Origin of the sequence: Comamonas sp. B21-038 (assembly GCF_022387135.1) — a bacterium.
Lineage (GTDB): Bacteria > Pseudomonadota > Gammaproteobacteria > Burkholderiales > Burkholderiaceae_C > Comamonas > Comamonas sediminis.
This window is the reverse complement of record NZ_CP092462.1, coordinates 1,239,929-1,265,154: the sequence shown is the minus strand read 5'-3', so window position 1 is coordinate 1,265,154 and position 25,226 is coordinate 1,239,929. Positions and strand designations below refer to the sequence as shown.

The following is a 25,226-nucleotide window of genomic DNA, read 5'->3' as shown; positions in this document are numbered from 1 at the left end:
CATGGCCCTCACTCGTCGTTCTTCCTCGTCTACAGCCATCACCAACCAGATTGTCGACGACACCATTCCGCGCTGCCTGCTGACAGGGAGTGGCTACCGCCCGCAATGGTTGCTGACCCCCTATGCATCCAACACCTGGGTCGTTACAGACACGGGGGACAAAGCGAACAAGACCCTTCGATTCGACATTGGTCTTCGAAGCGGTCGTCGACTGTCCGAACTCCCGCATCTTCTGGAAACAGTTAAGCGCATACTCTTCGGAACTCGGCATGGACCCTTGATGCGAGTGGAGAGTGGGTCAGTTCTCGAGCAACGCGCTCACAGCCTGCTGACCCTCATTCGCTGGATGGACATCAACCACATCGCACGATTTTCTGACCTGACTGCAGCTGACCAGTGGGAGTACGCGAACCTGAGTGTCGGTGGAATACACGAGATTCTGAACACTGAGGGCATTCTCGCAAGTTACTTGCAAGCCATCAAAGTGCAAGCGGCATTCAACGAGGAAGACTCTCTGGATGTCCGTCGTAATAAATCCCTCATGGCGCTTCCGTGCAGCTCGCATAGTGGCGGTGTAATTAGCCTAGACAGAGTCAAGCTGATGTGTGATGCGGGACTAGATGGCATCAGTCTGCAAAACTCAGGTTCATTGCTGCAGATGCTCGATGACTTCGAGCTCGAAACTGGCCTCAATGTAAGCACCGTCATCCGTAGACGTGCAGCTCAGCGAGTTGACATCGATGCGGCCGAGGAACGTTCGCTGACGACCGAAGCAGTACGCAGGCTTCTGATTCCTTTCAAGCTGCTCTATGAGCATCGTCGCAATCTTGATGACGCTCTGACAGCGCCACCCTTTCAGGGCCAAGCCTTACAAGATATCGCCAAACGATTAGGTTCAGATATCGGTCGGACGAAGACTATCCCGGTCAAGCAAGGCGCCACGCTCATTGAGCGGTCCATCCGATGGGTCATCGACTACGCTCCGCATATCCTCGACGCAAAAGAGGCTCTCGACGAAGGTAGGCCAGTGGAGGAGACACTCGGGAGTGAGCTTGCCCATTTACCTGCGTCTCCGTTTCCACTCCGGCAAGGCCTACGCAGCGAGCGTCTTTCGGATAGTGCTCTTGGCACCATTTGCCCAGTGCTTCCAGGGACTGAGATGTCACTGCAAATCGCACTTCAATATCTAACCGCCGCATGCGGTACCGTCATCGCAGCGTTCTCAGCCAGAAGGGCAGCTGAAATCGTTGGCCTGCAACTCGACTGCATTGAGCGTGATGACACCGGAAGACCGTGGCTGACGTCGTTCATCCACAAAACCCTTCAATCCTACGGTAAGGTTCCGGTCCCTGAAGCTGTGGCGGCGGCAGTCGCAGTTCTTTCGCGGTTGAGCGCGCGGGCACGAGCCATCACGGGCACCAACTATCTATTCCAATTTAACGTTCCCGGGACAAACGTCGTAGTTGGCATGGGTCGTGACGGTGTACCGGTGCCCAAGCTTAACCGGCTTATTCGAGAATTTGGATACTTCGTTGATGTCCCGCCACTTCCGGATGGGTCGAGATGGTCATTCCACCCGCATCAGTTCCGCCGGTTCTTCGCAGTCCTCTATGTTTGGTGCTATGAGCTCGCCGACTGGGGCGCATTGGCCTATCACTTGCGACACTTCGACCTCGAGATGACACGCCGGTACGTCACGGATGCCGAACTCGGAGGTATCCTGCACCAGGCAAATCGTGAGCGCACTGCGGAAATTCTTGCGAGTGTGGCAGCTGGCAACGTCCACTTGGCTGGGGCCAGCGGTGCCCGGCTGGATGAGTCGCTTCGGAAGCTCTATGCCCGACTAGCCCACAGCGTCCAAATCGTGCCCGAGCGAAAGCTTCAGCAGCGCGTTTTGAGACTCGTCGAGCGAACCGGCCTCGAGCTAAAGGCGCTTCCCTGGGGATATTGCGCATCGCCACAAGCAAAAGGCCCTACCGCACGTTGCACAAATGGCGCCGGTCCGGCCGCTCCGGAAACAGCGACTCTTTCGACCTGCGTAGAGTGCAGCCGCAACGTACGAAGCGTCGAATTCAAGCCCTACCTGGAACGGACGCTAACCCGACACCGCAGGTTGGCGACGTCCGCCAGTGCGGCACCAATGCTGAAACGAGCGAGCGAAACCTTGTGCAGCGACATCGTGAAGTATCTTGAATCCTTGCCTGCACAATCGGTCGCCTCGGAGCAATCAAGATGAAACCCAAGGCTCCTGCCATTGCCATTCGGCGGCGCGAAGCCACATTGGCGGCCTTTCGAACCAAGCTCGAAATCTTGGAGCGGCTCTTGACCGATGGCGAGCTGCACAAGGCTCCTGCCCGACTTTCCGTCGCTGCATTCACTGCCTGGGAGGATGCCGAGCTTGGAGTCGTAGCGCTGTCCCGCTCAGTCGTATATTTGGACGACTCCGAATACATTGAGCTGCGGCGAAACATGGAACACCTGCTGGAGCGGGCCGCCCAGCGAAAAGCCCGAAGCAATCGCCGCCAAAACGCTGAAGAATCGCTGAAGCGACGATTAGCGGAGTTCGAGGAACGCGCCCAGTGCTTTGCAAACCAGTATTCTGCCACCCGTGCTGAATTACTGGCAGTGAAGGAGGAGAACGTAAGGCTAAGAGAGAAACTGCGAAGACTGTCGGAGTTTTCTCCGAACGTTGTCGCGCTGGTTCCGCGCCCCCGGAAATTGGGTGTTTCGGACTCCAACGGTAATGAGTAGGCCAACGCGTCAGTGCCGCCTCGTATACACCGACGAGCGGTTCGTTTTTGCCAAGCGTAGCTATCCCGGAGTCCCTCTGCTGGTGAACGAAGACGGCCAGTTCGTGGACCCCGTGTGTGATTACCTCCGCTGGCAGGTGGTCTATGGCCGGCTAAAAATCTCGTCGGCCAAAACGTACGCCGAGCACATCCTCCACTTCTGGAATCACTTGGCATCACGCGGGCTGCCCTTCGACGAGGTGAACGATGCAGCCCTGCTGGAATGGCTGAACGCGCAAACCAAAGCGGCTGATTCGACGCGTGGAGCCCGATGCGACGCAGTGTTCGACCTGTATGTATGGCTGGAAAGCGAGGGTTATGTTAACCAGATGGTCCGTATCCCGGGCTTGAACGACCATGACCCATTCCGTCCCCAGCTCTCCTCCCGGTCGGCTAAGGGAGGCCCCTTCCGGCGCAGCAACTCCAAGTTTGGCATCGTGTCTGCACTTCGTCCACGCCAACCAGCAACGCCTATCCTGCCAACACCGGAAACCGACGACATTGGTCAACTGCACGCGGCGATAGATACCGCAGCCAATTCAGAGGTCGCCGAACGCAATCACCTGCTACTCGACTGGTACATTCAGGTAGGCCTTAGACGGATGGAATGGCAGGCCCTCACGCTCGGACAGATTCCCTCGTGGGACTCCATCGACGCGGCTGCCGGGCGCATGCATGCCGTCGAGGTTCTGCTGACGGCCACCAAGGGAAGTCGTCCACGGCATGCGGGCGCTTTACCCGAATTGCTCGAACGTACCCGGGAGTACATTGAGGGTCCACGAAAGCAAATCGTCGACCGTTTTCGCACCAAGTACGGCACAGCATACAAGGAGCCAGAGGAAGTTTTCCTATCAAACAAGACTGGTGCCCCATTGAAGCCCAAGGCTATCAGTAATCTGCTGACTCGCCTCTTTGAACTGGCTCAAGTCAAAGGGCATGGCCACCGCCTTCGCGCCACCTATTTGACTAGGTTATTCGAAGCCGAACTGATGTTAGAGCAAGCTCGTGTCGCGTCATACCCAGGGGAAAAGCTCCAAATCGACCTCGAGCTTGTGCTGCGCAGAGTGGCCGAGCGCGCGGGACACCGGCACATCGACTCGCTACGGCCCTACCTGACGTTGGCGCGAAAACGACTCGCAAGACAAGGCGGCACTGAGCAGCTGCTGACAATCCAGCAACTGCTCGAAGCAAAATCCGCTGAACTTGCGCACACTGAGGCTTTACTCAGCCAACGAAGAGCCGAATACGACTCTAAGACTCCTGCGACAGCACAAGAAACACTCAAAAAAAGCTCCGACCCGACCACGGCCATCACGAAGCATGAAGGGCGCCAACGATGAGCTCGGCATCATCCAGGCCCCCTGACTAGGGCGACCAGCCTAGAAAGGAATGTCTTTAGGGTCGCATTCCGCCATGAAGTCCCTGGGAGGCAGCGGTACGCCACCATTTGGGCGCCTCGTGGGCTCAATCAATGCTGGCTCCCGCACGCGTTCGAGCAGTGTCCCCGGCAGCCGAATAGCTTCCGGATGCTCGGCTTTGACTTCCTCTTCGGTACAGTGTGGTTTAGTAGTCCATGTCCATGCGCGCTGGATATGCCACTTGTAGGTAGATTCGGTGTTCATGCTCATGGTCCTAGTTACTGTCATGGTCATCCCCCATGAATACTGTTTATTTATACAGCATTCACCGGTGAATTTCCAGCATCATGGGCGCCATAACCACAAAGTCATTCCAAAACTCGGAGCACCAGTTCGCGGGAGCGATGCGTGCCTATGAGCACAGGTCCTAGGGCGATATTGTTCCGTGCAACATAAGTTGTCCGCCCCAGACAGCTCATACTGTATTTTCTGGTCAGCTCTCTAGAGCTAGTTGGACCGCAGACTTTGGGGCTCCAGCGCCTTCCGGCTGACCCACCATTCGCCCGCCAGACTTGATAAACGCCTCCAGTTGAGGCTTCAACTCCCGAGGTACGACCAGTAGTTCAGCGTTCAAACCTCGGACATAGGCTTGAACAGTGGAATCCATGGGGTCAACCGTCCCGTTCTCAATCCGATTGACGGTGACGCGAGACAAGCCAGTACGTCGAGCGACTTCTAGCTGAGTCAGCCCTCGTACTTTGCGATAGTCCTTGAGAGTGGTTCCAATTTTGTTAATCATGCTTTACTTTTTCGAAGAAAAGTTAAGGATGTGATACATCATATCGGTTGCACCGTTCGGATGTTCGGCCTGAGCACTGCTCAAGGATTCGCTCCTGAACGGTTTTCCGGTGGCGTTGGCCTGGACGTCCGGCCGAGTTTGGCCAAGGCGGGCTTCTAGTCGTATGTCACTGAGATGGAGGGTGGTTCCGGGGACCTCGCAATCGCGCTGAGTCACACCCTTCCTCCCATAGCTCGTGAGGTACGGAATTCTAAGAGGCGGAACTGCGATGCGCGGAATCTCCTTGAGCAGCTCCTTGGCCGTCCAGTGCAGGAGCGTCTCTGGCTCGGGCGAACGTCCAATCTCCGCTACTGCCTCCTCCGGGGTGAAGTCCAAGGCCTCGATGGCTTCCTGTTCCAGCTGCTTTCTTCGCGCGTCTGTGAAACTCTGGTCGAACAATGGCCCTTCCCAAGTGCCGGCACCAATGAGGACGGTGATGCGCTTACGCAGCTCTTCGAGGGACATGCGCGCGATGGCTGGGTCATCGGTGCGGACCACAATGGTGGGGGTGCCGCGCTCTTGGGAATTGAAGTTCCCATCCAGTGTCACCAATAGCTGCCGACCGTCTTCCAGGGTGACTAGAGCCTGCGCGTCAGTCGTGAGCTGAACCACCGAAACCCTGACCTGCTCAGAAGGGAAGACCTCTTTGGACAAATACTCCTTTCCAGACAAACCTCTAACGCTAACCTTGACTGGACGGGCCGGAAGCTCAAGCTCGATGCCGGCGAGACCCGCCAGTTGCCCAGCAATGAGTTCTTCAGCCAGCGCAAGGCTGCAAGTCAGGCCCGGTACTCTTTCGCGGTGCCGGAAGTGCGGCGTTCGGACGAACGTTTTGGCCCCCGCATTGACGGCGACAACCTGCTGGCCACAGCCGTAGCAGATACAGTCACATTTGAGCCCTGTGAATTCAGTCGGAATCTGGCCAATGAACACCAGCGCCGACTGCTCGTCCTTAGCCCAAGCCATCATCTCGTTGGGTTTGAAGGATGCTCCGGCGTCTAAAGCAGCATCGGAAGAAAGAGCAATATCCAGATTGTTGGTCACGGCGACGCAGTTGCTGATGACGAGGTTGACGCTTTACCCGCACTAGCCTACCCCATTTCTCGCTAGTTCAGGGCCGCAGCTCTAGCCTTGCGGTCTCGATGTCGCTGAACAACCCAGAGCAGTCATTTACATACCTTCGCTCAATGGCATGAATATAGGTGAATGGCTATTTCCCGAGCAGTTGCATGAGTAGGTCGTGAGGGTCTACCGAGTTCACCAATGCAAGGTATTGACTGCCTACAAGCATTGGCTCGTAGTACAGCCCCATATGTTTCGCCATGCCCGTCGCATCAGCGCAAAAGCCTTCGTTCATTAGGTCTGTGGGGGCACCATGATTTCTAGCTAGTTTGGATGGCAATGCGAAGTCGATAACAGAATCCCCTCCAAGCGTTATCCATGCATGCAAGTCGATAGGAGCAGTTTCATCAACCGGTTGTGTTGCTATGCTACGCAGGTACGGCACATCGCAATGGAAAAATTGGCCTTGCTCGGTGCCGACAGAACCAATGACGATGTCAGCTTTAATACCTCGAGAGTTGAGTAAGCCGTACAACCGTGTCGTGACCGCCATGCATTGGTTGCCTAAGTATTCAGGCATAGAGGTGCGCCATATGTGGTATTGGTCGTGCACAAAGGCATAAGCCTGTTGCACCAGTTTCGGCGAAGGTTGTTCAGCACTCACCACTGGTGCACGAGTCATCCCCATTGATGGCCAAAGAGTTAGGGCAGTGGAAAAGGAATCGAAGTAACTATAGGTCGGCATGATGAGGCTGGCTTGGTGTGCATCGTCTCAATTTAAGAGGGATTGCTTCTGCACAATGGAGTGTGACAGATGCAATGTCATCGCTTCAGAAAGGACTCCAAATCGATGACCGCTCTTGACCGGGTGCAGTCTAAACAGGGTGGCGGCTTCCCGCTGGAATTGTTGGCTGACTTTGGACAGGAAAGAGTGGCAGGTTTGAGTGGAATATGCAACACCGTGAAGCCTGGAGCTGCTGCACTGGTGCATGCCTGCCAATGTAGAAGCCGTTGACCTGTCACCGCTCCGCGCCATCCTCAACAACGAGCTTGACGAGCTAGAGGAGTACAACTGCGCGCGCTACCGACTCCGTCGTACGGATACAGCGCGCTGGATTGCATTCGGTCGAAAGCGATAGCCCAGGTTAGTCCTTTACTGGAAGCGTGTCGCGCCAACCGGAATACAGAATCCGCTCAACCTCCAGCATGGTCACCGAATAGCGCTCTAGAAGCTCCGCAAGGCGCGTTTGGTCAATCAGCTGAACAGAATTAAGAGCGGCATTTTCATGCGCTTGCCGATTGAAGAACTGGTTGGTGATGCAGATTTTTTCAAACTCCACCGCTGGATGCCGCTGCCTGTAGAACGCCTCTCCTGCGACAACTTCTTTCACTGCTTCCCAACCCAGACTTGCTCCCTGCGTGCCACTGCTTTTTGCTTGAAGTAGCACTCCCTTGGGTTCAGCCATGGCCACTACATCCACGCCGTTGTCTCCCGTGTCAGGAGTACGGTAGCAGTCGTACCCTTGTTTCGTCCAAAGAACACATGCAAGACATTCAAAATGCTGCCAGCTCATGCGCAGCGCCATATCTAAAGTAACGCGCTCATCAATATCTGAGCTGTCTGCACCAGGGATAACATCCGCGATACTGAAATCACTAGGGCTCACGTCACCCGAGCCATTGAGCATGTCCTCGGCAAGACCACGCTTGTACGTGAGCAGCCGGTCCAGCTTTACATCGAATGTCATGAAGTCTTCCGCCCCGACCACGGGGTAGTAGACGAAGACATCCTTCTTCTGCCCGATGCGATATGCACGGTCTGTGGCTTGGTCCTCTTTCGCAGGGTTCCAAGTACGGGTGTAGTGAACCACGTGATTTGCCGCCTGGATGTTTACGCCAAAGCCTACCGCAACCGGAGAGAGGACGAGAACACCAAACCCAGGGGCCTCTTGAAACGCTTTGATACGCTTTTGTCGGCTGGCGGTATGAATGGCTGAAGCGCTCGTGTCGCCGTTAATGATGTCTGGCTTGAGCTTGAACTCAGCCTCGATGTAATGTTGCAGGAGTCGTTGTATCTCCCGGAACTCACAGAATACGATGACCTTTTCTTGCTTCTTCTGCACCAGGTTCAGTTGGCTCAGTAGCCAATCCAGTTTTGGCGCCTTTTCCCGATACTGCTTGGTCGGCTCTCCCTTGAAGACATTTAGACCGTGCGGCCGAGGGTCGGTGCAAACCAAACGCAGGTAGTGAAGCAACCCGAGATGATTTTTAAACGGAGTGAGATGGTCCTTGTCATTGCGCTTCTTGAAGCTCTCGATTGCTTTCGCATACAGATTACGCTGCGTGCTGGACAGCATCAGCTTGCGGCACTCCTCGACAACAATCTTCTTTTTAAGCTCCGTAGCCACGTCCGCCTTCATTCGCCGCAGAATCTGCGGAGCAATGCGAGCGCGGAGTTCTTCTACGCGGGCCATTTCCTCGTCCGTCTTGGCCTCAATTGGCTTACGGTAGCGTTGTCCAAAATCGTTCAGGGCACCGAGAAGACCGGGCTGCACGAAGTCGAATAGGCACCACATGTCGGCAAGGGTGTTCTCCACGGGAGTTCCCGTGCAGGCAATCTTGAAGGCCACGTTCTGCTTCTTCGCCGCGCGGGTCACCATCGCCGCAGGGTTCTTGATGCGCTGCGCTTCATCGCAAACCATCAGCGACCATTTCTGCGCTGCAAACGAAAATTCGAGGTCTCGCAACGTCTCATAGGTGGTCAGAACCACTTTGGCGTCACCCACCCAATTGGGCCGCAGAAACTTCACGAGCCCGTCATCGGTCTGCAGTCGCTGGTCCACCTGGTCCCGTGGTACACGTAGAGATGCAAGCGCGTCACCATAGGCCGTCAGCAGTGGCAGTGAACCTTCCTTGAAGAACTTGCGGGACTCCTCGGCCCAGTTTTCCAAAAGTGACACCGGCGCAACCACGAGCATAGGGTCAATGGCCGGGTCTCTTTCAATGAGATACGCCATCAAGGCAAGCAATTGGAAAGTCTTGCCCAAGCCCATGTCATCAGCAAGAACAGCACCGCGGACCTGGTACTCGGCCTGCAGATTGAACAGATGCTGCATCCATGCCAAGCCCTCTCTCTGGTGCTTCATCAGAGGATATTCAGGACGAATTGCCTTTGGCACTTCGGGCTCAGGAGGAACCGACGCCAGAGCATCGCGGCGGAGCTCGTCGTAGTCCAGAGCTTGAATATTTGCCCGCAGTACGAGCTGCTTTTTCGGAGCTTTTGGTGTTGTTGTGGTGGTGGTTGATGGGGGCTTGATTGGCTGGCCTTCATCAATATCTATGAAGACTTGCTTGAATGTCTCGACGATGGTGGTCGCATCATCCAAAGAAATGTCCTGAGGTAGCCAAGAAGTCTTTACGGTCGACAAGCCAGATTTTTTAGCCGCATCCAGCGATTTCTCGAGCTGCTCAATGGCTGCTTTGCTTGTCGGGACAGCTACTGGCTCTCCGCCGTCTGCCGGTGTGTAAACCACCACAGGTAGAACGTTCTCAGGGAACCAGCCTTCCCCTTCGTCCTTCTTGGCGATGTAGGGGGAGTAGTAAGGCTTCTCGACGCCAATGCCTTCGACACGTGAGCTGTAGCCACTGAGGTCATGAACCTGAGCGTACGTGACCAATGTCGGCGGAGTATTCCGAAGAGCAAGAGCCTCCTTGAGTTCATCAAGATGGCGCGGCGTATCGCCCTGCACCTCGAGGTCATATCCTTGCCAGGCAATAAGTTGGTAGTTGCGGGCAAGTGCGGCCTGAAGAGTTCGAACAAACTCTCCGAGCTTAGCGTCGTCCAGCCACTCGGTCTGGGATGTCGCAGGGCCGTGCGAGCTAGCCGTTTCGATGAGCAATCCCACCCGCTGGGGGTATCCCGAAGCATCTCGCTCAAATACAGGAATGAATCGTTCGTATGCGAGCCCTGCATCCTCGCGGGCTTTCTCGAACTGAGACTCAACGATGACATCAACTGCGTCATCGCCCAAAGTGGCATAAGGGTTGACCAAGAAAGCCTGGGCTCGGCTACCTGCGACTCGCCGGCCTGGCAGGCGTTTGATTTCTTGCAGAACCGTACGGACCTTAGGCGTCACAAGAACCTGGATGATTCCTTCCGGTGTGACGATGTCATAGCGGTCTCGAACGTCTTTGCTTCGGTCAAACGCCTCCAACCAGTCGTGAGGAGCCCCATCAAATCCGGGCTCTATCTCCACCACATGGTCATCGTTGATTTCTTCAGAACGTCGGAGTCCTATCTCCAGTTTCTCGGGGGTCAGAACTACTGACCGATACAGAAAATCATCGAGTTGGGCATCCGCCTGCAATGCAAGCTTTCGGATACTGCCCCATGCTTGTCGATGTGCAATATCCGTTCGTTCCTCTGCAGGTCTCCGGGCAAAGGCAACAACTGCTTTAAAGAGCGACCACTGCTTTGGCTGCATCAGCTCCGTGGAGTCTTCACGGGTCATCAATGGACCCGTGAGTTCCCAATCCTGGGGGGTCCCATCACTATCTCTCCAGCCTGCGAGGGCGATGGAGAAATTTCCGTCGGTCAACGAGTTGCTGCTGTGAAGCACAGGTCGAGCCTTGGTGAATGGAGGCATCGACAACACATCAGGAAGCGAAGCGTAAGCGGCATCGCCTACGGCCGTGTAAAGCGCATCCCATCCCAGAAGAAACCCATCTTCGTTTTCCACCGCGAGGCCGTCGTCTACCAGCTGCGTTAGAAATCCTCCAACCATTGGGTCGCGCAGATGCACGCCACCGCCATGGCCTGGGCCACGTGCAATAGCCAGACCCGTCGGTGACCAGCGGCGCACCCATTCAGACGGAGATGCAGTTTTCTTCTTGAATAGCTGAAACATGTTCTTTTGTTATTTCCACCAGCCCTTGCCAGCCTTGTATTGAAAGCCCCAGGAGGACAGCGTTTCGGAGACTTGCTGGTTGGAGTTATCTGCGAGTACCCAGAGGCTTCCTCCTTTGGGCGTTCTATCTTCAATGCGTAAGCCCAGTCGGTGAGCTAGCTTGTTCAATGCAAACCGGTTGTAGTGCTGAGGAAAATCCACTGCTGCACCGCTGCCGCCAGGCTGGCCTCGAGTCGGTGTGCCCCCTGGTCGTACAGGAGGAGGCACAGCAACGGGACGAGTAACTGGTGTCATGCCGGCCAAGGGCTGAATACCAAATTCCTCGTGCAATTTCGCCTCGAACATATGCTCCCACCGAGCCCAGCCGTTGATGCCATCCCTGTGAGGGAACCAAAGAATGCTGCGGTCTTTTTGCTTAAGCGAGTTGCTGTAATACCTATCAAGGCGTAGTGGTTTAGAAGTATCAAAGGGAACTGACATGCGTGCGTCATAGCCATATAGGGCGCCCATGTCACTGAATTCGACTGCGACCAAATTTCCCATCCGCATAATGAATGCGTTGTTGCTGGTTGATGCCTCAAGATTACAAATAAGCCCATTCATCTTCTTGCGCAGAGCAACGAAATCTTGGTTCTGAGCACTTCGTGCCGTCGACCCAAGAGCAAATTCGATATGGTCAATGGCCTTAACGTAGCGCGTCCAGAACTCCAGGCGCCGGCGGTCACCTAATCCGTCCTCCGCCAGTTTGGTGAAGAAAGTCTCAATGAACTCCAGCTTGAGCCAATCGGAAACCATCGACCGTGCCTCCGGCACGACACCACCCCAACGGGTTTCATTGGAAGGGAGCCATGGATTGCCCCACCAAAGCACCGACCAGTCCCGCAGGTTTTGCTGCAGATGCATACCGGAAATTTTCACGTACCTGTCCAGCAGCATGACAAGGCCACGGTCTCGCAGCACATCGTTGTTGGCGAGAAGCTCCAGCATCCTGGGTAGCAACCCTTTGAACTGGCTATCACTCAGCTGCGTTGCTCCACGGATTTGGCCTAGAACAAGTTCACGGAGAAACCAAGAGGCTTTGTCGATACCCAGCTCTTTGCAGAGATGGTCAATAGCACTGGTATCACCCTGCAATAGCTGACTGATATAAGGGGCACAGGGGTCCTCTCCAAACAGCTGCCTGTTGCCAATGGCAGTAGCTACCCAGTCTGGATTTATCTGCTTGTCCTTGATGTCACCATTCTTGTCATGCAAGTAGTCACGCAGCAGTTTCCAATTATTGCGGGCGGTTGCGGGTGCTTTGCCATCGAAAACGTCGTAGGTGAAGTAGCTCTTAGCTAACCCCCAATAGCAGCGACGGAATGCACTTGGACGCTTGGACGTCCAGCTATCGACCCCATCTAGCACAGCCTCCAGCCGATGACGGTCCTCCAAAACACAGGGACCATCCTGCTTGTGTGGCAGGCACAGCCCCCCAGATAGCAAGTAGGCATCTCGGAAAGATGCGACTTCCTGGCTCTGCCAGAACCTGCGCACAGCGTCGAGTTGCTGCTCTTCGGACGGAGGCTGCCGGGCAGACCCCTTGGCGCTGTCTCGTATTTGTACCAATACGGCATCGATTGCAGAGGAAACTGCCAGTTCGCGCGAGCCTTCGTCAGTTCCCACTCTTAGCAGCGAAGCCAGATGCTCGAGAGGGCTCATCGCAGTGCACACTCCCCAAAGTCTCCAGAAGCCTCCGGTGCTGGTGCTCGTTGTTCTTTCACCCCCAAGAACTCCATCCGCATTTCAACCCGGCGGCTTTCTTCGTCGGTCTCTTTGGCGGCGTTGAACGAGTAGCCACCAACAAGAAAGAGGTTTCGAACATCTTCTTTCTGCGCGGTGGTCAGAATGTTTGTACCGGTGGTCGCAAACATACTGCAAAGAACCCGCTGGCTGCGCTGCAAACTAAGGTTCAAGTTTTTGAGGTAGGAGCCCGTCTTATCCGTGTAGCCTTCGACGACAACACGCTTCAGCACGCGCTTTCCCAAATCGTCATTCGCCAAAGTGAGGATTTCCGGCACAAACTGCCGCAAAACACTTTCCTGGTCAGACGTAAGCGTGGATTTACCAAAAGCGAATCGGGCTCGGTCACCGAAGTCGATAGCTTGTCGCTTCTTGTCAACCTTGATTCCGTCATAGCGTTTTGCCACTTCCGTGAATCGCTCGAGAATGCGCTCAATGTCTTTGCGATGTTGCTCTTCCAATTTCTCGCGCTCGGTAACGTTCTTCGTTACAGCGAGGAGCGCCACGCCCATCACCACCAGGAATAAAACCATCAGCGCAGTCATCAGGTCTGCGAAGGAAATCCAGAACGGTTTCTCCGCCTCATCTCGTCCACCGCGCTTTATGAAAATTTTGGTCCCCACCATGGCTTACACACGCGCTGGCTTCATGTTACCTATGGAGGCAAGCGTCACCTCTAGCTCTTGTACGCTAGCAGACAGCAAACCAACAGATGCACTCAGCTTGTTATGAAACTCTGTGTTGGCTTTTTCCAAGGTGCGCCGCACTTCAGTTGCAAAGGTCGTATGCGCCTCCCCGAGTACCCGGCTAACGCCTTCCAAGTACTCGTCAGCCTGCTGCTGCGCCGTTCCCAGACGAGTCGCCGAGCTTTCGATGCGCGCGAGGATGTCAGTCGTGAGTGAGGCTTCTTTCCTGGCTGATTCAACGGTCTTCCGCAGTTCAGTGACCAACTCGCCAACAGCGTCTCGCTGAACGCGATAGTCACGCAAGAGGTCTTGCAACGAGGAGGCACCAATCGTAAGAGCTCCAGAGGTTTCGGCAAGCTTGCCAGTGACGCTTGCGGCTTTTTCAAGCACGCCGTTGACACTCTCCCCCGCTGCGGCGAACTTCTGGGAAGCAGTGCTCAGCTGTTCCGCACCAGCACTCATCTTATTGACCGAGGTGCTGGTGGTTTGGGAGAGAACATCGACGCTCTTCGCCATCTGTGCAGAGGCTGCACCGATTTCCTTAATGGCAGCTTCTACCGACGTAGACATGTTGCTAACTGCATTGGTCGTGCGGTCGACCATGGTTTTTTCACGGTCGACACTGTTTTGGAAAGTATCAGCTTGAGCCTTATTCAAGGCAGCCAACATGCTCGCCATTTGAGTCCCTATGGTTTCCAGCATGGCTTGGAGTTTGGTATTGGTCTCTGAGTGAGAAGACGCAACGAGTTGCCGAATTTGCTCGATGAACTCAGCAGACTGAGCGTTCATTGCCTCTTGCCGCGCTTCCATTTTTTCAATGGCTTGTGCCATCCGTTCAGCCATCGTATTGGTAGAGCGGCGACTTGACTCTTCAATGTTTGCGACTAGCTTCTGCAAAGTCCCAACAGCCTCCTGAATGCTCTTGGCCGTCTGCTGATTGAGGTCGCTTAGGCCGCTAATCTGTCCTCCGAACAAGTCATTCAAGCGCTGGCTGAAACTCGCCATGACATCTTGAAGCATACGTGCAGCAGTTGCACTTTGGTCGCCACTTGCAGCCTTGACGGTGTTAGCGATGTCTTGCAGAGGTCCCTGCAGGCTTTGTTGAATGCTCTCTGCGATGGTGGAGCCCAGTGCTTTATTGTCTTCCCTGGATGCATCAACTTGCTCTTTTGAGGTCTGGGTCAACCGGTCGACCAGCTGCATCTGAGCATCCTTGGATGCCGTGATTTGAGCTGATGTCAGTTCCCTAAGTAGTTCGCCCAGTTCCTTGACCAAGGCATCTTTGAGAATCTTGGATTGGCTGGCCGAGTCCTCGGACGCGCGCACGAGACGCGAGAGATACTCTTCTCCTGCACCAGAGTCGAATCGTGCGTCAATTTCGTGGGCGATTTCCTCGGTACGGCGATAGAGGGAGGCCAGAAGCAGCTTCTCAAGGAACGTGACAAGCATTGCAGCGCCAATGGCTGTTGCCGAGATAAGGAACGCCTCACCCACGAGGTGCATGAGCGACTGCAGGCTGTCCCGAACCGTTGCAGCGTTTTCGCTAACTTGGAACTGGCGCAGGCCTTCAATAAGGCCACTGAAAGTACCAATGATGCCGATGCCCGTGAAAAGACCAGGAAGGTGTTTAAAGAACTCTGAGCGAAGCCGGCTATCGACCACAAACTGGCTGTTGAAATATATCTCAGCCGGAACAGTTGCACGTACCGCAGCAATGGCCATCTGACCACCGCGCTCTTCCCGTTGAATGTGTAAAGAGTCCTGATATTCCTTCCAGAGATGCGCCAAGCGCAGGTCTCGTGAAAATACCTTTTTGAACTCTGACGCGAAGTTCTTGGATTCAAACTGCCGTATGCCCTTCTGGATAGTCCTCAGTCGATTCCAGTGTAGGAGACCCGGTACCAGAAAGACAGTCACGAAGACCAGGACGAGGAATAGCAGCACGGTAGCTGTAACGAGGACCGGTATCGGCGTTGTAGCGAGAATCGATTGCAAGTTCACTTAGGCGGCCCTTCCACCGACGTTCCATTGATAATTTGAGTTCGGGGGCGTCTATGCAACATGCAGCGCAACATTGAAGCAAGGACATTGCCAAGTGCTGTTTTGAAAGCCTTGCCCCTGAGCTTTAGAACCTCCAGCAAAGCTCAACTGTGGCACTTCCGCCCGCGCATAGAGCGCATATTCCGATTGTAGAACCGTCACTATATATGTATCAATTTACTACTTGCATTTAGTGCGTTGCTCAACGGCAGTAGTTTCAATTTTGGTTGCAACGATTCGGTCACCTGGCGCTCAAACGTCCTAGCCATCACCCGCTCGCCCAGGCGCTTGAAGCAATTCATCTTGGTCACTACCAGAGACCGTCGGTGGTAGCCGCTCCAGCGTTTCCAGATAGCCCGCCCCAACTGCCTACACGCCTTGACCGCTTCATTGCGGTGAGCAAATGCTACCCCTTTGCGCAGCTTCGCTCCTTTGCGTGGCGGGATGATTGGAATGGCTTCCTGCAGGTAGCACGCCTTATGTACATCCTGCGTGTTGTACGCTCCATCACCGGTAAAGCTAGCTATCTCTTCATTGCTTGGGATTTGGCCTAGCAGGTCAGCTGCCATGGGCGAGTCGCCAACTTCATTGGTTGTAACTGCGATGGCCCGAATCTGCAGCCTCTGGGCATCAACACCCAGATGCACCTTGCGCCACTGGCGGCGGCGCTCGGCGCCGTGCTTTTTGGTTTTCCACTCACCTTCGCCCAAGAACTTGATGCCCGTGGACTCGGCCAGCAGGTGTAAGCCTTTCTCGCTTGCTCGGTAGTGCACCTGCACATTCAAGCTGTTTTGCCTGCGACACACCGTGCTGTAGTCGGGCACTGGCCAAGGCCTGCCATACGTAATAGCGACTGCACCAGGCCCAGTGTCTGGCGCAAGGGCTGGCCAAACAGGCTCTTGATGGTCAGGCAAAACTGGATGGCCGCATCTGAGAACTTCTGGCAACGACCTCGCCTACCAGTGGGCAGGGCTAGCCACTGCATGTCTCTATCCAGCCAGATGCTCAGGTCCCCTCGCGCCTTCAACGCTGCGTTGTACGCCTTCCAGTTTGTGGTGCGGTATTTGCGCCGCCCCCAGTTCTTCTCACTCATCTCCTCAGCCTACGCTAGCTGAGGGCGACATTTGTGCAACAACGCCCTACGAAATACGAATCAACGCAGCAGTTCGCTTTGCACGAGTCAGAGCTACGTACATTAATTTGCGCTGATTACCCGTTTGCTCGGGGTCTCCGAAATAAGCCTCAGGCGCGACCACCACAACGGAGTCAAACTCCAAACCCTTAGCGCGGTGCATCGTCGCGAAATGCACAACACCTCGGCTATCTGCATGATTCGACTGAGCAGTAATGGTCACACATGAAAACCCTGCTGCGGTGACCTGCTGAGCCAGCGTCTCACGAATTTTTTCCGAAGGAGCAATCACGCACACCGTCCAGGCATCTTGCTCACTCAGTGCCTGCTGGCCACTTTTGAGGAGAACAATGACCTGGGCGGCGGCGGCCTCTAAACCTTCAGCTTCATAAACGCTCGGTACAGGCCCATGGGACAACGATTTATATCGCAGGGCCTCATCTTGCCCCCCATCCAAGTCATCGACGTCACAGCCCTCAAGTAAAGCGACGGCCTGTCTGCGAATTTCATCGGTCGTGCGGTAGTTCAGGTACAGCTTTCGTGCGCGGCCGCGAATGTCAATTCCACATTTGCTCATTGCAGCTTTATTACGACTGTAAATGCGTTGATGACCATCACCCACGAAGAACAAGTCATTGGCTCTAGGCTCAATCATGACTCGCAGGAGCTTCAGTGCCTGCTCGCCAAAATCCTGTGTCTCATCTATCAGAATGGAAACGTACGCAGGACGCTGTGCTTCACCTGAAGCAAGCATTGCAGCAACTTCGCGGTATGCGTCATCTACCTCCTTGAGTTTGCGTGAGCTGAGCTGACCTCTGTATTCCTCAAATACTGGCCAGATAGCGTCTCGCTTGCCTCTACTCAAGATGCCTTCGCGGCCTGTCCGACGGGCAATTCGGTATTCGTCGCGCGTGGTTATGCCTTGGGCAAGAATAACTTGCTCCAGTTCTTTTTCGTAGAAGTCTTTGGGCAAATCTAGGGTCGTATCCCGTACAGCCATCGCCGATTCCCAGGCCTGCAGCGCACCATCTTGCTTACGGTCATAAACAATGCGGTGCTCCAGCTTGTGGCTGCGCATGAATCCATGCACCCAAGCATCAAAGTTACGGACCTCAATTTTTTCGAGCGTGGATTTGTTGCACAGGGTGCGCAGGTTCTGCTCAATATCACTGGCAAGGTTTTTGGTGAATGTGGTGAACAACACCTTTTGTCCTTCGGGTGTGCGGTTCTCAGCCAACCACTTGGCACGATGCATGGCCAGCACCGTTTTACCTGTGCCAGCGCCACCCAATACACGCACCGCCCCAGTGCGGTCACCATCAGCAAGCTTCTTTTGGGTCGGATGCAAAAAGACGCGCCACTGTGCCAAAGGTGCATTCATGATGGCGAGCATGGCTTCGTCGTCATCCACAATCACAAAACGAGACTGAGACTCGGCAGTCTCCAAAGCTGCAGCAAAGTTCTGGGTATCGATGTCTCGGTCCACCCGCGTTTCACGGGCGCTGAGCACTTGGCTCACCGTGTCACCGGCAGCAACCAGAAACAATCCTTCGTAGGCTTCTACTGGTAATTGAGCCTGCAATGCATCCAGTTGGCGGTCGGAAGCGATGGCACGGACGACATCCAACATTTCCTGCGGCACTCCCAAACTGAGCAACTCGCGGTCTTGCAGCGTCTTAAACAAGGGGAATGAATTTGCAGGCCCCGATTCGACCGGTCCAGCAGCTTCGTCCGCAGGCGCGGCTTCCTCGACACTTTGTATCAGCACCATCTGCATCGCGCCGGTCACGGGATTCACCGCGAGCTTGCGATTCTCCGCCCATCGATATGCATCATCGTGATGGGCTACATAGAGTAGAACATACACGTCACCACTGCTAGGTTTGAAGACGATGCCGCGCCAGTCGCTATCCAGCCGTACTGATTTCAGATTAGCATCGCGTGCACCAAGAATGTTTTCGTAATTTATCCCTGGACTTTTCGGGTCTACCTGGAACTTGATAGTCCATTGCATGACCTTGGATTGCACGTTTTTTGGCAGCTTGGAAAGCTGGAGCAGAAAATCTTGTGAAAGGGCAACTTTGGGTTTGAGGCTCATGCAGCCACTCCTTCATCCATATTTAATTCAACACCTAAAATTTCAGCAGTGACCACAGCCCATGGCTTGCCTTGGGTTGTGGCCACTCCTTCATCGAGCACCAAGCATTTCCAACCCTCAGCCACCCAGTGCTCTTTCAGGTCTTCTTGGTCTGCTCGCAAAACGGCAAGTTTGGTGTCACTCCAAGCCAACTCACAGTCTGCCAATGCACGGCCCTTAGTGTCCGCCAGCTCCAACCCCACCTCGGGTGGTGGCACACCCGCATGTGCCAAGACTCTAATTCCAGACGTCATGGGCTCCAACACTTGCTCAACCACTGCCTGCCAAATGCCATTTAATGCGGCTTGGGTTTCACTTTGGGCTGGCTTCACCGACTCATAGCTAGCGCTCAGAACATCGTAATCGTGTGCATACAAGCCTTCTCGCTCCACCAGCCATGTGCCCGGCATAAACTGCAGCGCGTTAAACGCATGCAGCCACATACGCCATGCGTGGTGCAGAGCCTCTTCGCCATCTGCGGCGGTGGCGTCGAACAGCACTGCACAAGGTGCAGTCCAGGTCGCATCCTCAGGCCACCCCCTAACAATGAGCATGGGCCACCACCCGACAACATTCACAGTGCCTGACTTCTTCGACACAACGGGCGCGAGCCCAGAGTCTGGTTCCTTCAAATGCAAAGGTAGATACTCTTGCCACTGTGCGCGCTGATTCGTTGCTGCATCTTTATCTGCAGGTGTGGATGGAACCATCAAAAATTGCAGCCAAGACGCATTACGTTGCAGGGCATTCACTGCCGCATCTTGCCCTGCTGTACCTTCAGGGCTGGCCAGCCACTGCAACAGCTTAGCGACCGCGTGCTGTGTAAACGCCTTGGCTTGTGCTCTTGGCACTGGTACTGGGGCTTTGCTGCCATCATGGCGGCTCAACGCGACCGTCAACGCCTCCAAATCAGTGTCAATTGTCTTATCTAATGCAGCTGCTACATCTTGGTGAGTGACTGACCATACCCAAAACTTCCCACTGGCCACCAAAGCACTGCGTTTGAGGGCATCTTCTCGGATGCTGTCTTTGTGATAACTCCAACCATCACAAAACACCGCTATAGGTCGGCGCTTAGAGTTTGTGGACCATGGCCAAATGACGAAGTCCGGCTGACTGGGTACAGCTACCCCATCATCGTTATGACATTGACGTTGAGGTTCAATGCGATAACGCTGCCCACTAAGCTCCAGCACATACCCGGACTTTCCATTAACGACGTCTTGCACTAGCTTGACGGTGGGTATGCCTGCCACCCCACCCATTTTTTTCAGGCTCTCGATAAATCGAGCCTCTAGGACGGAGTCAAAATTAGGGTTGATATAGATATCAGAGATGGTCTCTACCCGCTGCAAATCAGGCAGCGAGCCCACCAAGTCAGCAAGTACCGCCTTGGCACTGTCGCGGGAAACCTGCTCCATATTGCGCCCCAGCCGGTATTGGTAGAGACAGCGATAGCAACCATCTTTTTCTGGGTCTTGGTTGCAGGTGCAGTTTTGCAGCGCATCTAACGCGAGGTGCAATACCTCCGCCAATGTCTTAGCGTCTTTGGCAAGCAGCTGGTGCAAATAGCCCGTTCCGCCAGGCACTGAGTCATAGAGCATGACGTAGTGCTTACGGGTGCCTCCATCCTTGCCTGGCTCATCTTGCAGCACCATCCGTAAATGGTCGACCTTTCCGCCAAAACGACGCTTTAAGCCCAACTGCACCGCCGCCATAAACGACTGCACCACGGTGTCATCCACACCATTCTTCGTATAGGGCACCAAGATACGCAGTGCCTCTGACTCAAACTCGCGGTAAAGGTACAGACAATCCAGCAAGTTGGTTGGGTCATTGTTACCGTGTTTTATGCAGTCGAAACTGTGGTCTTGTTCCGCAGCAATGGTTCCTTTTCGAGTGAGTTTTTGCACCTTTCCACAGTGCTTGCACAGCTTGAATCCAGGGCGCTGTGTCTCTTTATCAGCGACCTTGAAAGCCTCTCCTGGTTTAGCCAGCTCGCCGAAGTTCACATCCCTGAATGTCACTCGGCCAATAAACTCAAAACCAAAAGGCGTGCCACCGACTGGTATCTGCCATGCTTCTTTGATATCTATCGGCTTAAAGTCAGCCAACAGTTGACGCACGTAGTACTTAGGCTCCCGGTCTTCTGCGCTGTCATCAATACGAACTTCGGTGTCATTACTGTTGGCAATCGCTTGCCTAAAGCGCAGTAGGGTTCGCTTCTGCCCGCCATCCGACCACATCGGGTCACCACAGTGAGGGCATACCGCATGTACATCGGGCTCGATACTCAGGTTTTGCATGTGGTGGCAACTTGGGCAAAAACGCCAGTCGTCCGTATCGGCCAGGCTCATGTTGATTTGGTCGATTTCCACTCTCCGCTGGTTCGCATAAAAGCGGTTTTCTGGCGCGAACTCAGACAAAGCTGACTGCGCGGGGCGCTCATACTTTTGCGTGGCTAGGGCCACATAGCCTCCTTGACCAGGCTCGTCCTCACCGCGCTTGCGCCACAGCACGGACTTCAGCTGAACGCCTGACTCAGGAAACGCGTAATTGGGAATCAAGCCCGCATCGGTCAAGGTATTGAGCAGGTCACGCCCGTTGATTTCCTTGATGAGCTCCAGCATCTTGTCACGCTCGCGCAAAAGGGCATCTATTTCCTCCTTGGTGGTGTCGTCTTGTGGCTTTTGGAGTAAATTTTTCTTGCTTGCGTCTAATTCTTTCTGGCGCTTCTTGTAAGTCTTACGCTCCTCCACTAGCTCTTCCAATGTCTTAGTCAAACGGGTGCGTAGTCCATCGCTCTCGCCTTGGCCTTGCATGAAATCCCACAGCCGCCCACGAACTGTTTCGTCTGCATCCTGACCAAGCAAAGCCATAAAGCTGTCAAACAGACGTTGCTCGTGTTCAACCACATGCGTACAAAAGATGTACGGGAAACGCTCATGCTTAGCCTGCTCCATCGCATCCAACGCTTGCGAGGTCTTGTCCGGGAGTGCGCTGTCATTTTTGAGGGTCGACACCCAGTCATCCATGCAGAAGGCAAACAGCTGCCTGCGCAAGACCTCTGCCGCTTTCAGAAATACACCAGGCGGAGCGACTTCACCAGCAATCATTTCTTCGGTTTCTGCAAAGAAATACAGGTCATGCGGGCTATTGCCATCCGCCAAGGTGGTTGTCATGGCATTGCCATCGCGGCGGCCAGCACGGCCAATGCGCTGCAAAAAACCTGCTTGGTTTGGCGGCACCGAACACAGCAGCACTGAAGACAGGTCACCAATATCCACCCCCATCTCCAAGGTAGGCGTGGCCGATAGCAAGTTCTCGTACCATGGTTGGGGATTCTTGTCCTTAAACCGCAGCTCCAAAGCCTCGCGTGCCGTTCGCTCAAGCAAACCTGTGTGCTCGGCGGCAATGACACGGCGCAAGTCTCCCTGACTAAACCGCTTGACCCACCAATCGGCTGCCTCAGGTATCAACTGCTCATAGTGATACTCCACAGCATTCAGGCACGGCATGCCCAACAGCTGCTCGGCATCAGCACGCGCTACGGCCATCTTGCGCTTATTTGCGGAGGTGGAGAGAAAGACCACGTCAGTGCTCACCTCCAAAGCCTCAGGGTTTAACGCCAACGTATCGCCTTGCTGGCTCATAGTGCGTAATAACACCCCATGTTCTACCAACGTCTTGAAAGCCGCTTGGCACAAGTCAGCAGCCATTCCTTTAGACAGCAGCATCTGCTGACTCAATACCGCCTCAGTCCAGCGCTCATACCAAGTGGGCTTAGAACTTCCCACGAGCTTGTCGAAATGCTTGTGCTGACCCAAAGTCAGTAATACAGGCTTGGAGGTGTACTCCCCGATTTTTGGCATCCACTCAGCACGGCCGGCACCTTTACCCAGTCGCCATACATTGCCTGTCTCAGCATATTCCTGCATCTCTGCATGCATGACACCGCCGCGGCGGCGCATATGGGTCAATGCCCCCCACAGCCATTGGCACACCAAGCCTTTTTCAACATCCTTCATGCCGAAGCTCTCTCGCAGCACAGGCAGAAGGTCATCGACCACCTCGCTCAGCCGTGACAACGGCACCGCCATGGTGACTTTGCCAATGCGCTCTAGGGTGCGACCACGCTGGCTTTGGTAGGTGAGGTCACTGAACAGCTGCCACAGCATGCGCATGCGCACCTTCTGTGGCAGGCGCGAATTCGCTGGCAAGCTACCTTTTTCCAGCAACTCTACCGACCAGTCATGTTGCCACGCCATATTGGGTGCCAAAAACTCGGCGACAAATTCTGCTGGAGCTCGGTTCAGCACAGAGCCCTCTTGTGTAAAGCGCCGCTCAGCCCGCTCTAGCAACTGGGACCAAGGCATGCTCACGGCACCCAACTCATCCAGCACATGGGCCCATGCAGTGCGCACATTGTTCTGCCAAGTCCGCGCTCCAAAAAAACCAGCACGGTGGGCTGCATCTTGTACGGAGTCTGAGAATGCAATCAGCTTTTTGTCATCGTTAAAGCGACTAGCCCAACTCGCATCGACCACTTGAGAGCCCAAGGTGGCATTACGTGCACCCAACAAAAGTAATTCACCGCGCTCGCCGCAGCAGGGGCAAGTATCGTCATGTCGCGTGTAATGCACATTGCCTGATACTTGCGAGCGCTGAGCCGTCACCTGGAATGTTTGCAACAACTCTTGGTGACCACAGGCCAGACACTCCTTATCACCTGCTTGCATATTGCCACAAGCTACACAGGCAAATTGATGGATGCCTTGGACCTCTGGCCTAGTGCCTACGCTTGCAGCCGCATACAACCTTGCAGCTTCAGGTCTACTTGCAAACCAGGTGTTGTAAATCTCATCGAGCTTCGTGGACAGCTTGCTGCTACCGGGCACGATGCGCGATATCCACCCAGTTGTGCGGCATTGGCGGCACTGCACCATGGGCAGGTACACACCTTCGCGCTCCGCAGGCAAATCGCGCTCGCTGCGCAAGCAAACATCTTCAGGGTTGAGTGCTAGCTTGCCCACCATACGGCGCAGCTCTCGCACCCACAGCTGAACACGCAGCGTCACCAAGGGTTGCTTACCGTCACGCAAGGCCCACGCCACCAGCACCAACAAAGCATCCAATACACGCGCCACTTGAACACGACTTGCGGCCGGCATATTGCGTGCAAATGCATCTTCCAGCGCGTCATAGTGCGCCACACCGCTTTTCATCAAACGCAGCAAATTCACAAACAACTGATGTTGTTTAAGGTGCCCCCCAATGCGTGGCGCCACTGTGTGCTGTTAACCACCTCAACCCCAGCGGGTTGCTGCACTCCCGGAAAGAAGACCTCAAACCAAGCCTGCACTGCATGCTCAGGCGATGCGGAGAGCTCTGGGTCTAGGGCCGCATCTAAGGCTGGCGTCCACATGAACATATAGCTCACCATGGCATCGCCTAAGAAATCATCTACGGATAGACGGTTTTCCGTCACCACTGCGTCTTCCGCAAACGGCACGCCAAACACTTGGCGTGCATAGTCGCGCAGCGGTTCCGTACCCGATGAGCCGCCCAACGTCGCCGATGTACCAGCACAAATCAGATGTCCTTCTGGCGTCTTTAAACGTGCCCGCAAGCGGCGCAGCAGCAGCGCCAAGTCAGTACCTTGGGCGCCGTCAAAGGTGTGTAACTCATCCACCACCACATAGCGCAAAGTAGTCGGCCCGTTGTTCGCCCAAAGCTTGCGGTCTTTAGGGCGCAACATCAGGTAGTCCAGCATCTTGTAGTTGGTCAGCAAGATGTCTGGCGGGTTCTTGCGCAAGGTGTCACGGTCGGTAATCACCGATGTAGGCGTCATCACCATGCCCGTGCCAGGTGCACCAGCCGCACCGCCCACATACAACCCCACGCGCAGGCCTGCAAACGCAGGCACCTTGGCTACTAGCTCTGCAATGCGGCGCGCTTGGTCGGTCGCCAACGCATTCATGGGGTAGATAACCAAGGCTTTGATGCCGGCCTCTCCCGCTTTTTTACTTCGCACGCAATGGTCTAAGACCGGAAATAAAAAACACTCCGTCTTACCCGAACCCGTACCCGTGGCCACCAAGGTACTTGCCGCCAAATGCTGGCTCGATAGGCGCTGCCAAGCCATCTCTTGGTGCAGATAGCCTGGAAACTCTGTTTCAAAGGAGGAGAAAAACGAACGCCCCGCATTGCCCACCGCAAACGGTAGGCCCATCTGCACATAAGGGCCCTTGAGCCACGCCGCCTCTTCATCTGTAAAGCGGCGCATCAGCCCATGCATAAAAGAATCGGCTGGCTCATAACTCGACACCAAGAATTGTTTGAGTCCGGTTTGGATATCGCGGGCAAGCAAGGAAGGGAGCATAGTACAGACTATCGTTTTTTGGTTATTGTGGAGTTCTTCGGTTGTGTGGGGCTAAGTCGCTACCTGCCTATTTCTGCGGCTTTAACACAGCAAATCTTCTTGGATGAACTGGC

At 54.8% G+C, this 25,226-nt stretch carries 14 protein-coding genes and 1 pseudogene; 3 read left to right on the top strand and 12 right to left on the bottom strand.

Features of this window, described 5'->3' with window-relative positions; genetic code table 11:
- The first annotated feature begins 1 nt into the window (after position 1).
- The 3 genes from MJ205_RS05625 (at position 2) to MJ205_RS05615 (ending at position 4,129) form a co-directional block, all read left to right on the top strand.
- On the top strand, positions 2–2,236 hold the full coding sequence (locus MJ205_RS05625; RefSeq protein WP_239811571.1) for a hypothetical protein: 2,235 nt from the start codon (positions 2–4) through the stop codon (positions 2,234–2,236).
- The gene (locus tag MJ205_RS05620) at positions 2,233–2,751 is read left to right on the top strand and encodes a hypothetical protein (RefSeq protein ID WP_239811570.1); all 519 of its coding nucleotides are present in this window, start codon (positions 2,233–2,235) and stop codon (positions 2,749–2,751) included. Before MJ205_RS05625 ends, MJ205_RS05620 begins: the two co-directional genes overlap by 4 nt.
- An 82-nt stretch (positions 2,752–2,833) precedes the next feature.
- Positions 2,834–4,129, top strand: a complete 1,296-nt coding sequence (locus MJ205_RS05615; RefSeq protein WP_239811569.1) for a tyrosine-type recombinase/integrase — start codon at positions 2,834–2,836, stop codon at positions 4,127–4,129.
- Between the two features lie 39 nt (positions 4,130–4,168).
- Here the strand turns inward: MJ205_RS05615 and MJ205_RS05610 are convergent, their stop codons facing one another.
- The 12 genes and pseudogenes from MJ205_RS05610 to MJ205_RS05555 form a co-directional block, all read right to left on the bottom strand.
- Positions 4,169–4,411, bottom strand: coding sequence for a hypothetical protein (locus MJ205_RS05610; RefSeq protein WP_239811568.1), 243 nt, complete (start codon positions 4,409–4,411; stop codon positions 4,169–4,171).
- A gap of 229 nt (positions 4,412–4,640) precedes the next feature.
- Positions 4,641–4,946, bottom strand: a complete 306-nt coding sequence (locus MJ205_RS05605) for a helix-turn-helix transcriptional regulator (protein WP_239811567.1) — start codon at positions 4,944–4,946, stop codon at positions 4,641–4,643.
- Between the two features lie 3 nt (positions 4,947–4,949).
- Positions 4,950–6,029 (bottom strand): hypothetical protein, encoded by a 1,080-nt coding sequence (locus tag MJ205_RS05600; protein WP_239811566.1) that lies wholly within the window; start codon positions 6,027–6,029, stop codon positions 4,950–4,952.
- A gap of 166 nt (positions 6,030–6,195) precedes the next feature.
- On the bottom strand, positions 6,196–6,792 hold the full coding sequence (locus tag MJ205_RS05595) for a hypothetical protein (protein ID WP_239811565.1): 597 nt from the start codon (positions 6,790–6,792) through the stop codon (positions 6,196–6,198).
- Positions 6,793–7,192: 400 nt separating this feature from the next.
- Positions 7,193–10,954 (bottom strand): SNF2-related protein, encoded by a 3,762-nt coding sequence (locus MJ205_RS05590; protein WP_239811564.1) that lies wholly within the window; start codon positions 10,952–10,954, stop codon positions 7,193–7,195.
- Positions 10,955–10,963: 9 nt separating this feature from the next.
- A complete protein-coding gene (locus MJ205_RS05585) occupies positions 10,964–12,655 on the bottom strand; it encodes an EH signature domain-containing protein (RefSeq protein ID WP_239811563.1) in 1,692 nt (563 codons plus the stop codon).
- The gene (locus MJ205_RS05580; RefSeq protein WP_239811562.1) at positions 12,652–13,362 is read right to left on the bottom strand and encodes an OmpA/MotB family protein; all 711 of its coding nucleotides are present in this window, start codon (positions 13,360–13,362) and stop codon (positions 12,652–12,654) included. Before MJ205_RS05580 ends, MJ205_RS05585 begins: the two co-directional genes overlap by 4 nt.
- A gap of 3 nt (positions 13,363–13,365) precedes the next feature.
- Positions 13,366–15,423, bottom strand: a complete 2,058-nt coding sequence (gene zorA, locus MJ205_RS05575; RefSeq protein ID WP_239811561.1) for an anti-phage ZorAB system protein ZorA — start codon at positions 15,421–15,423, stop codon at positions 13,366–13,368.
- A 200-nt stretch (positions 15,424–15,623) separates the two neighbouring features.
- Positions 15,624–16,555 (bottom strand): annotated as a pseudogene (locus MJ205_RS05570) (IS5 family transposase).
- 46 nt (positions 16,556–16,601) lie between these two features.
- On the bottom strand, positions 16,602–18,692 hold the full coding sequence (locus MJ205_RS05565) for a UvrD-helicase domain-containing protein (RefSeq protein WP_239811560.1): 2,091 nt from the start codon (positions 18,690–18,692) through the stop codon (positions 16,602–16,604).
- Positions 18,689–23,974 carry a Zn-binding domain-containing protein gene (locus MJ205_RS05560; RefSeq protein WP_239811559.1) on the bottom strand — a complete coding sequence of 1,762 codons (5,286 nt, stop codon included), beginning with the start codon at positions 23,972–23,974 and terminating at the stop codon, positions 18,689–18,691. Before MJ205_RS05560 ends, MJ205_RS05565 begins: the two co-directional genes overlap by 4 nt.
- A complete protein-coding gene (locus MJ205_RS05555) occupies positions 23,971–25,101 on the bottom strand; it encodes a DEAD/DEAH box helicase (RefSeq protein ID WP_239811558.1) in 1,131 nt (376 codons plus the stop codon). The genes MJ205_RS05560 and MJ205_RS05555 overlap by 4 nt, the downstream gene beginning before the upstream one ends.
- Positions 25,102–25,226: the final 125 nt, after the last annotated feature.

Bases quoted from the DNA above. Each gene is read 5' to 3' on its own strand.
- MJ205_RS05580 (WP_239811562.1), bottom strand. From the start codon at position 13,362: ATGGTGGGGACCAAAATTTTCATAAAGCGCGGTGGACGAGATGAGGCG.
- MJ205_RS05620 (WP_239811570.1), top strand. From the start codon at position 2,233: ATGAAACCCAAGGCTCCTGCCATTGCCATTCGGCGGCGCGAAGCCACA.
- MJ205_RS05625 (WP_239811571.1), top strand. From the start codon at position 2: ATGGCCCTCACTCGTCGTTCTTCCTCGTCTACAGCCATCACCAACCAG.
- MJ205_RS05595 (WP_239811565.1), bottom strand. From the start codon at position 6,792: ATGCCGACCTATAGTTACTTCGATTCCTTTTCCACTGCCCTAACTCTT.
- MJ205_RS05585 (WP_239811563.1), bottom strand. From the start codon at position 12,655: ATGAGCCCTCTCGAGCATCTGGCTTCGCTGCTAAGAGTGGGAACTGAC.
- MJ205_RS05610 (WP_239811568.1), bottom strand. From the start codon at position 4,411: ATGAACACCGAATCTACCTACAAGTGGCATATCCAGCGCGCATGGACA.
- MJ205_RS05590 (WP_239811564.1), bottom strand. From the start codon at position 10,954: ATGTTTCAGCTATTCAAGAAGAAAACTGCATCTCCGTCTGAATGGGTG.
- MJ205_RS05565 (WP_239811560.1), bottom strand. From the start codon at position 18,692: ATGAGCCTCAAACCCAAAGTTGCCCTTTCACAAGATTTTCTGCTCCAG.
- MJ205_RS05605 (WP_239811567.1), bottom strand. From the start codon at position 4,946: ATGATTAACAAAATTGGAACCACTCTCAAGGACTATCGCAAAGTACGA.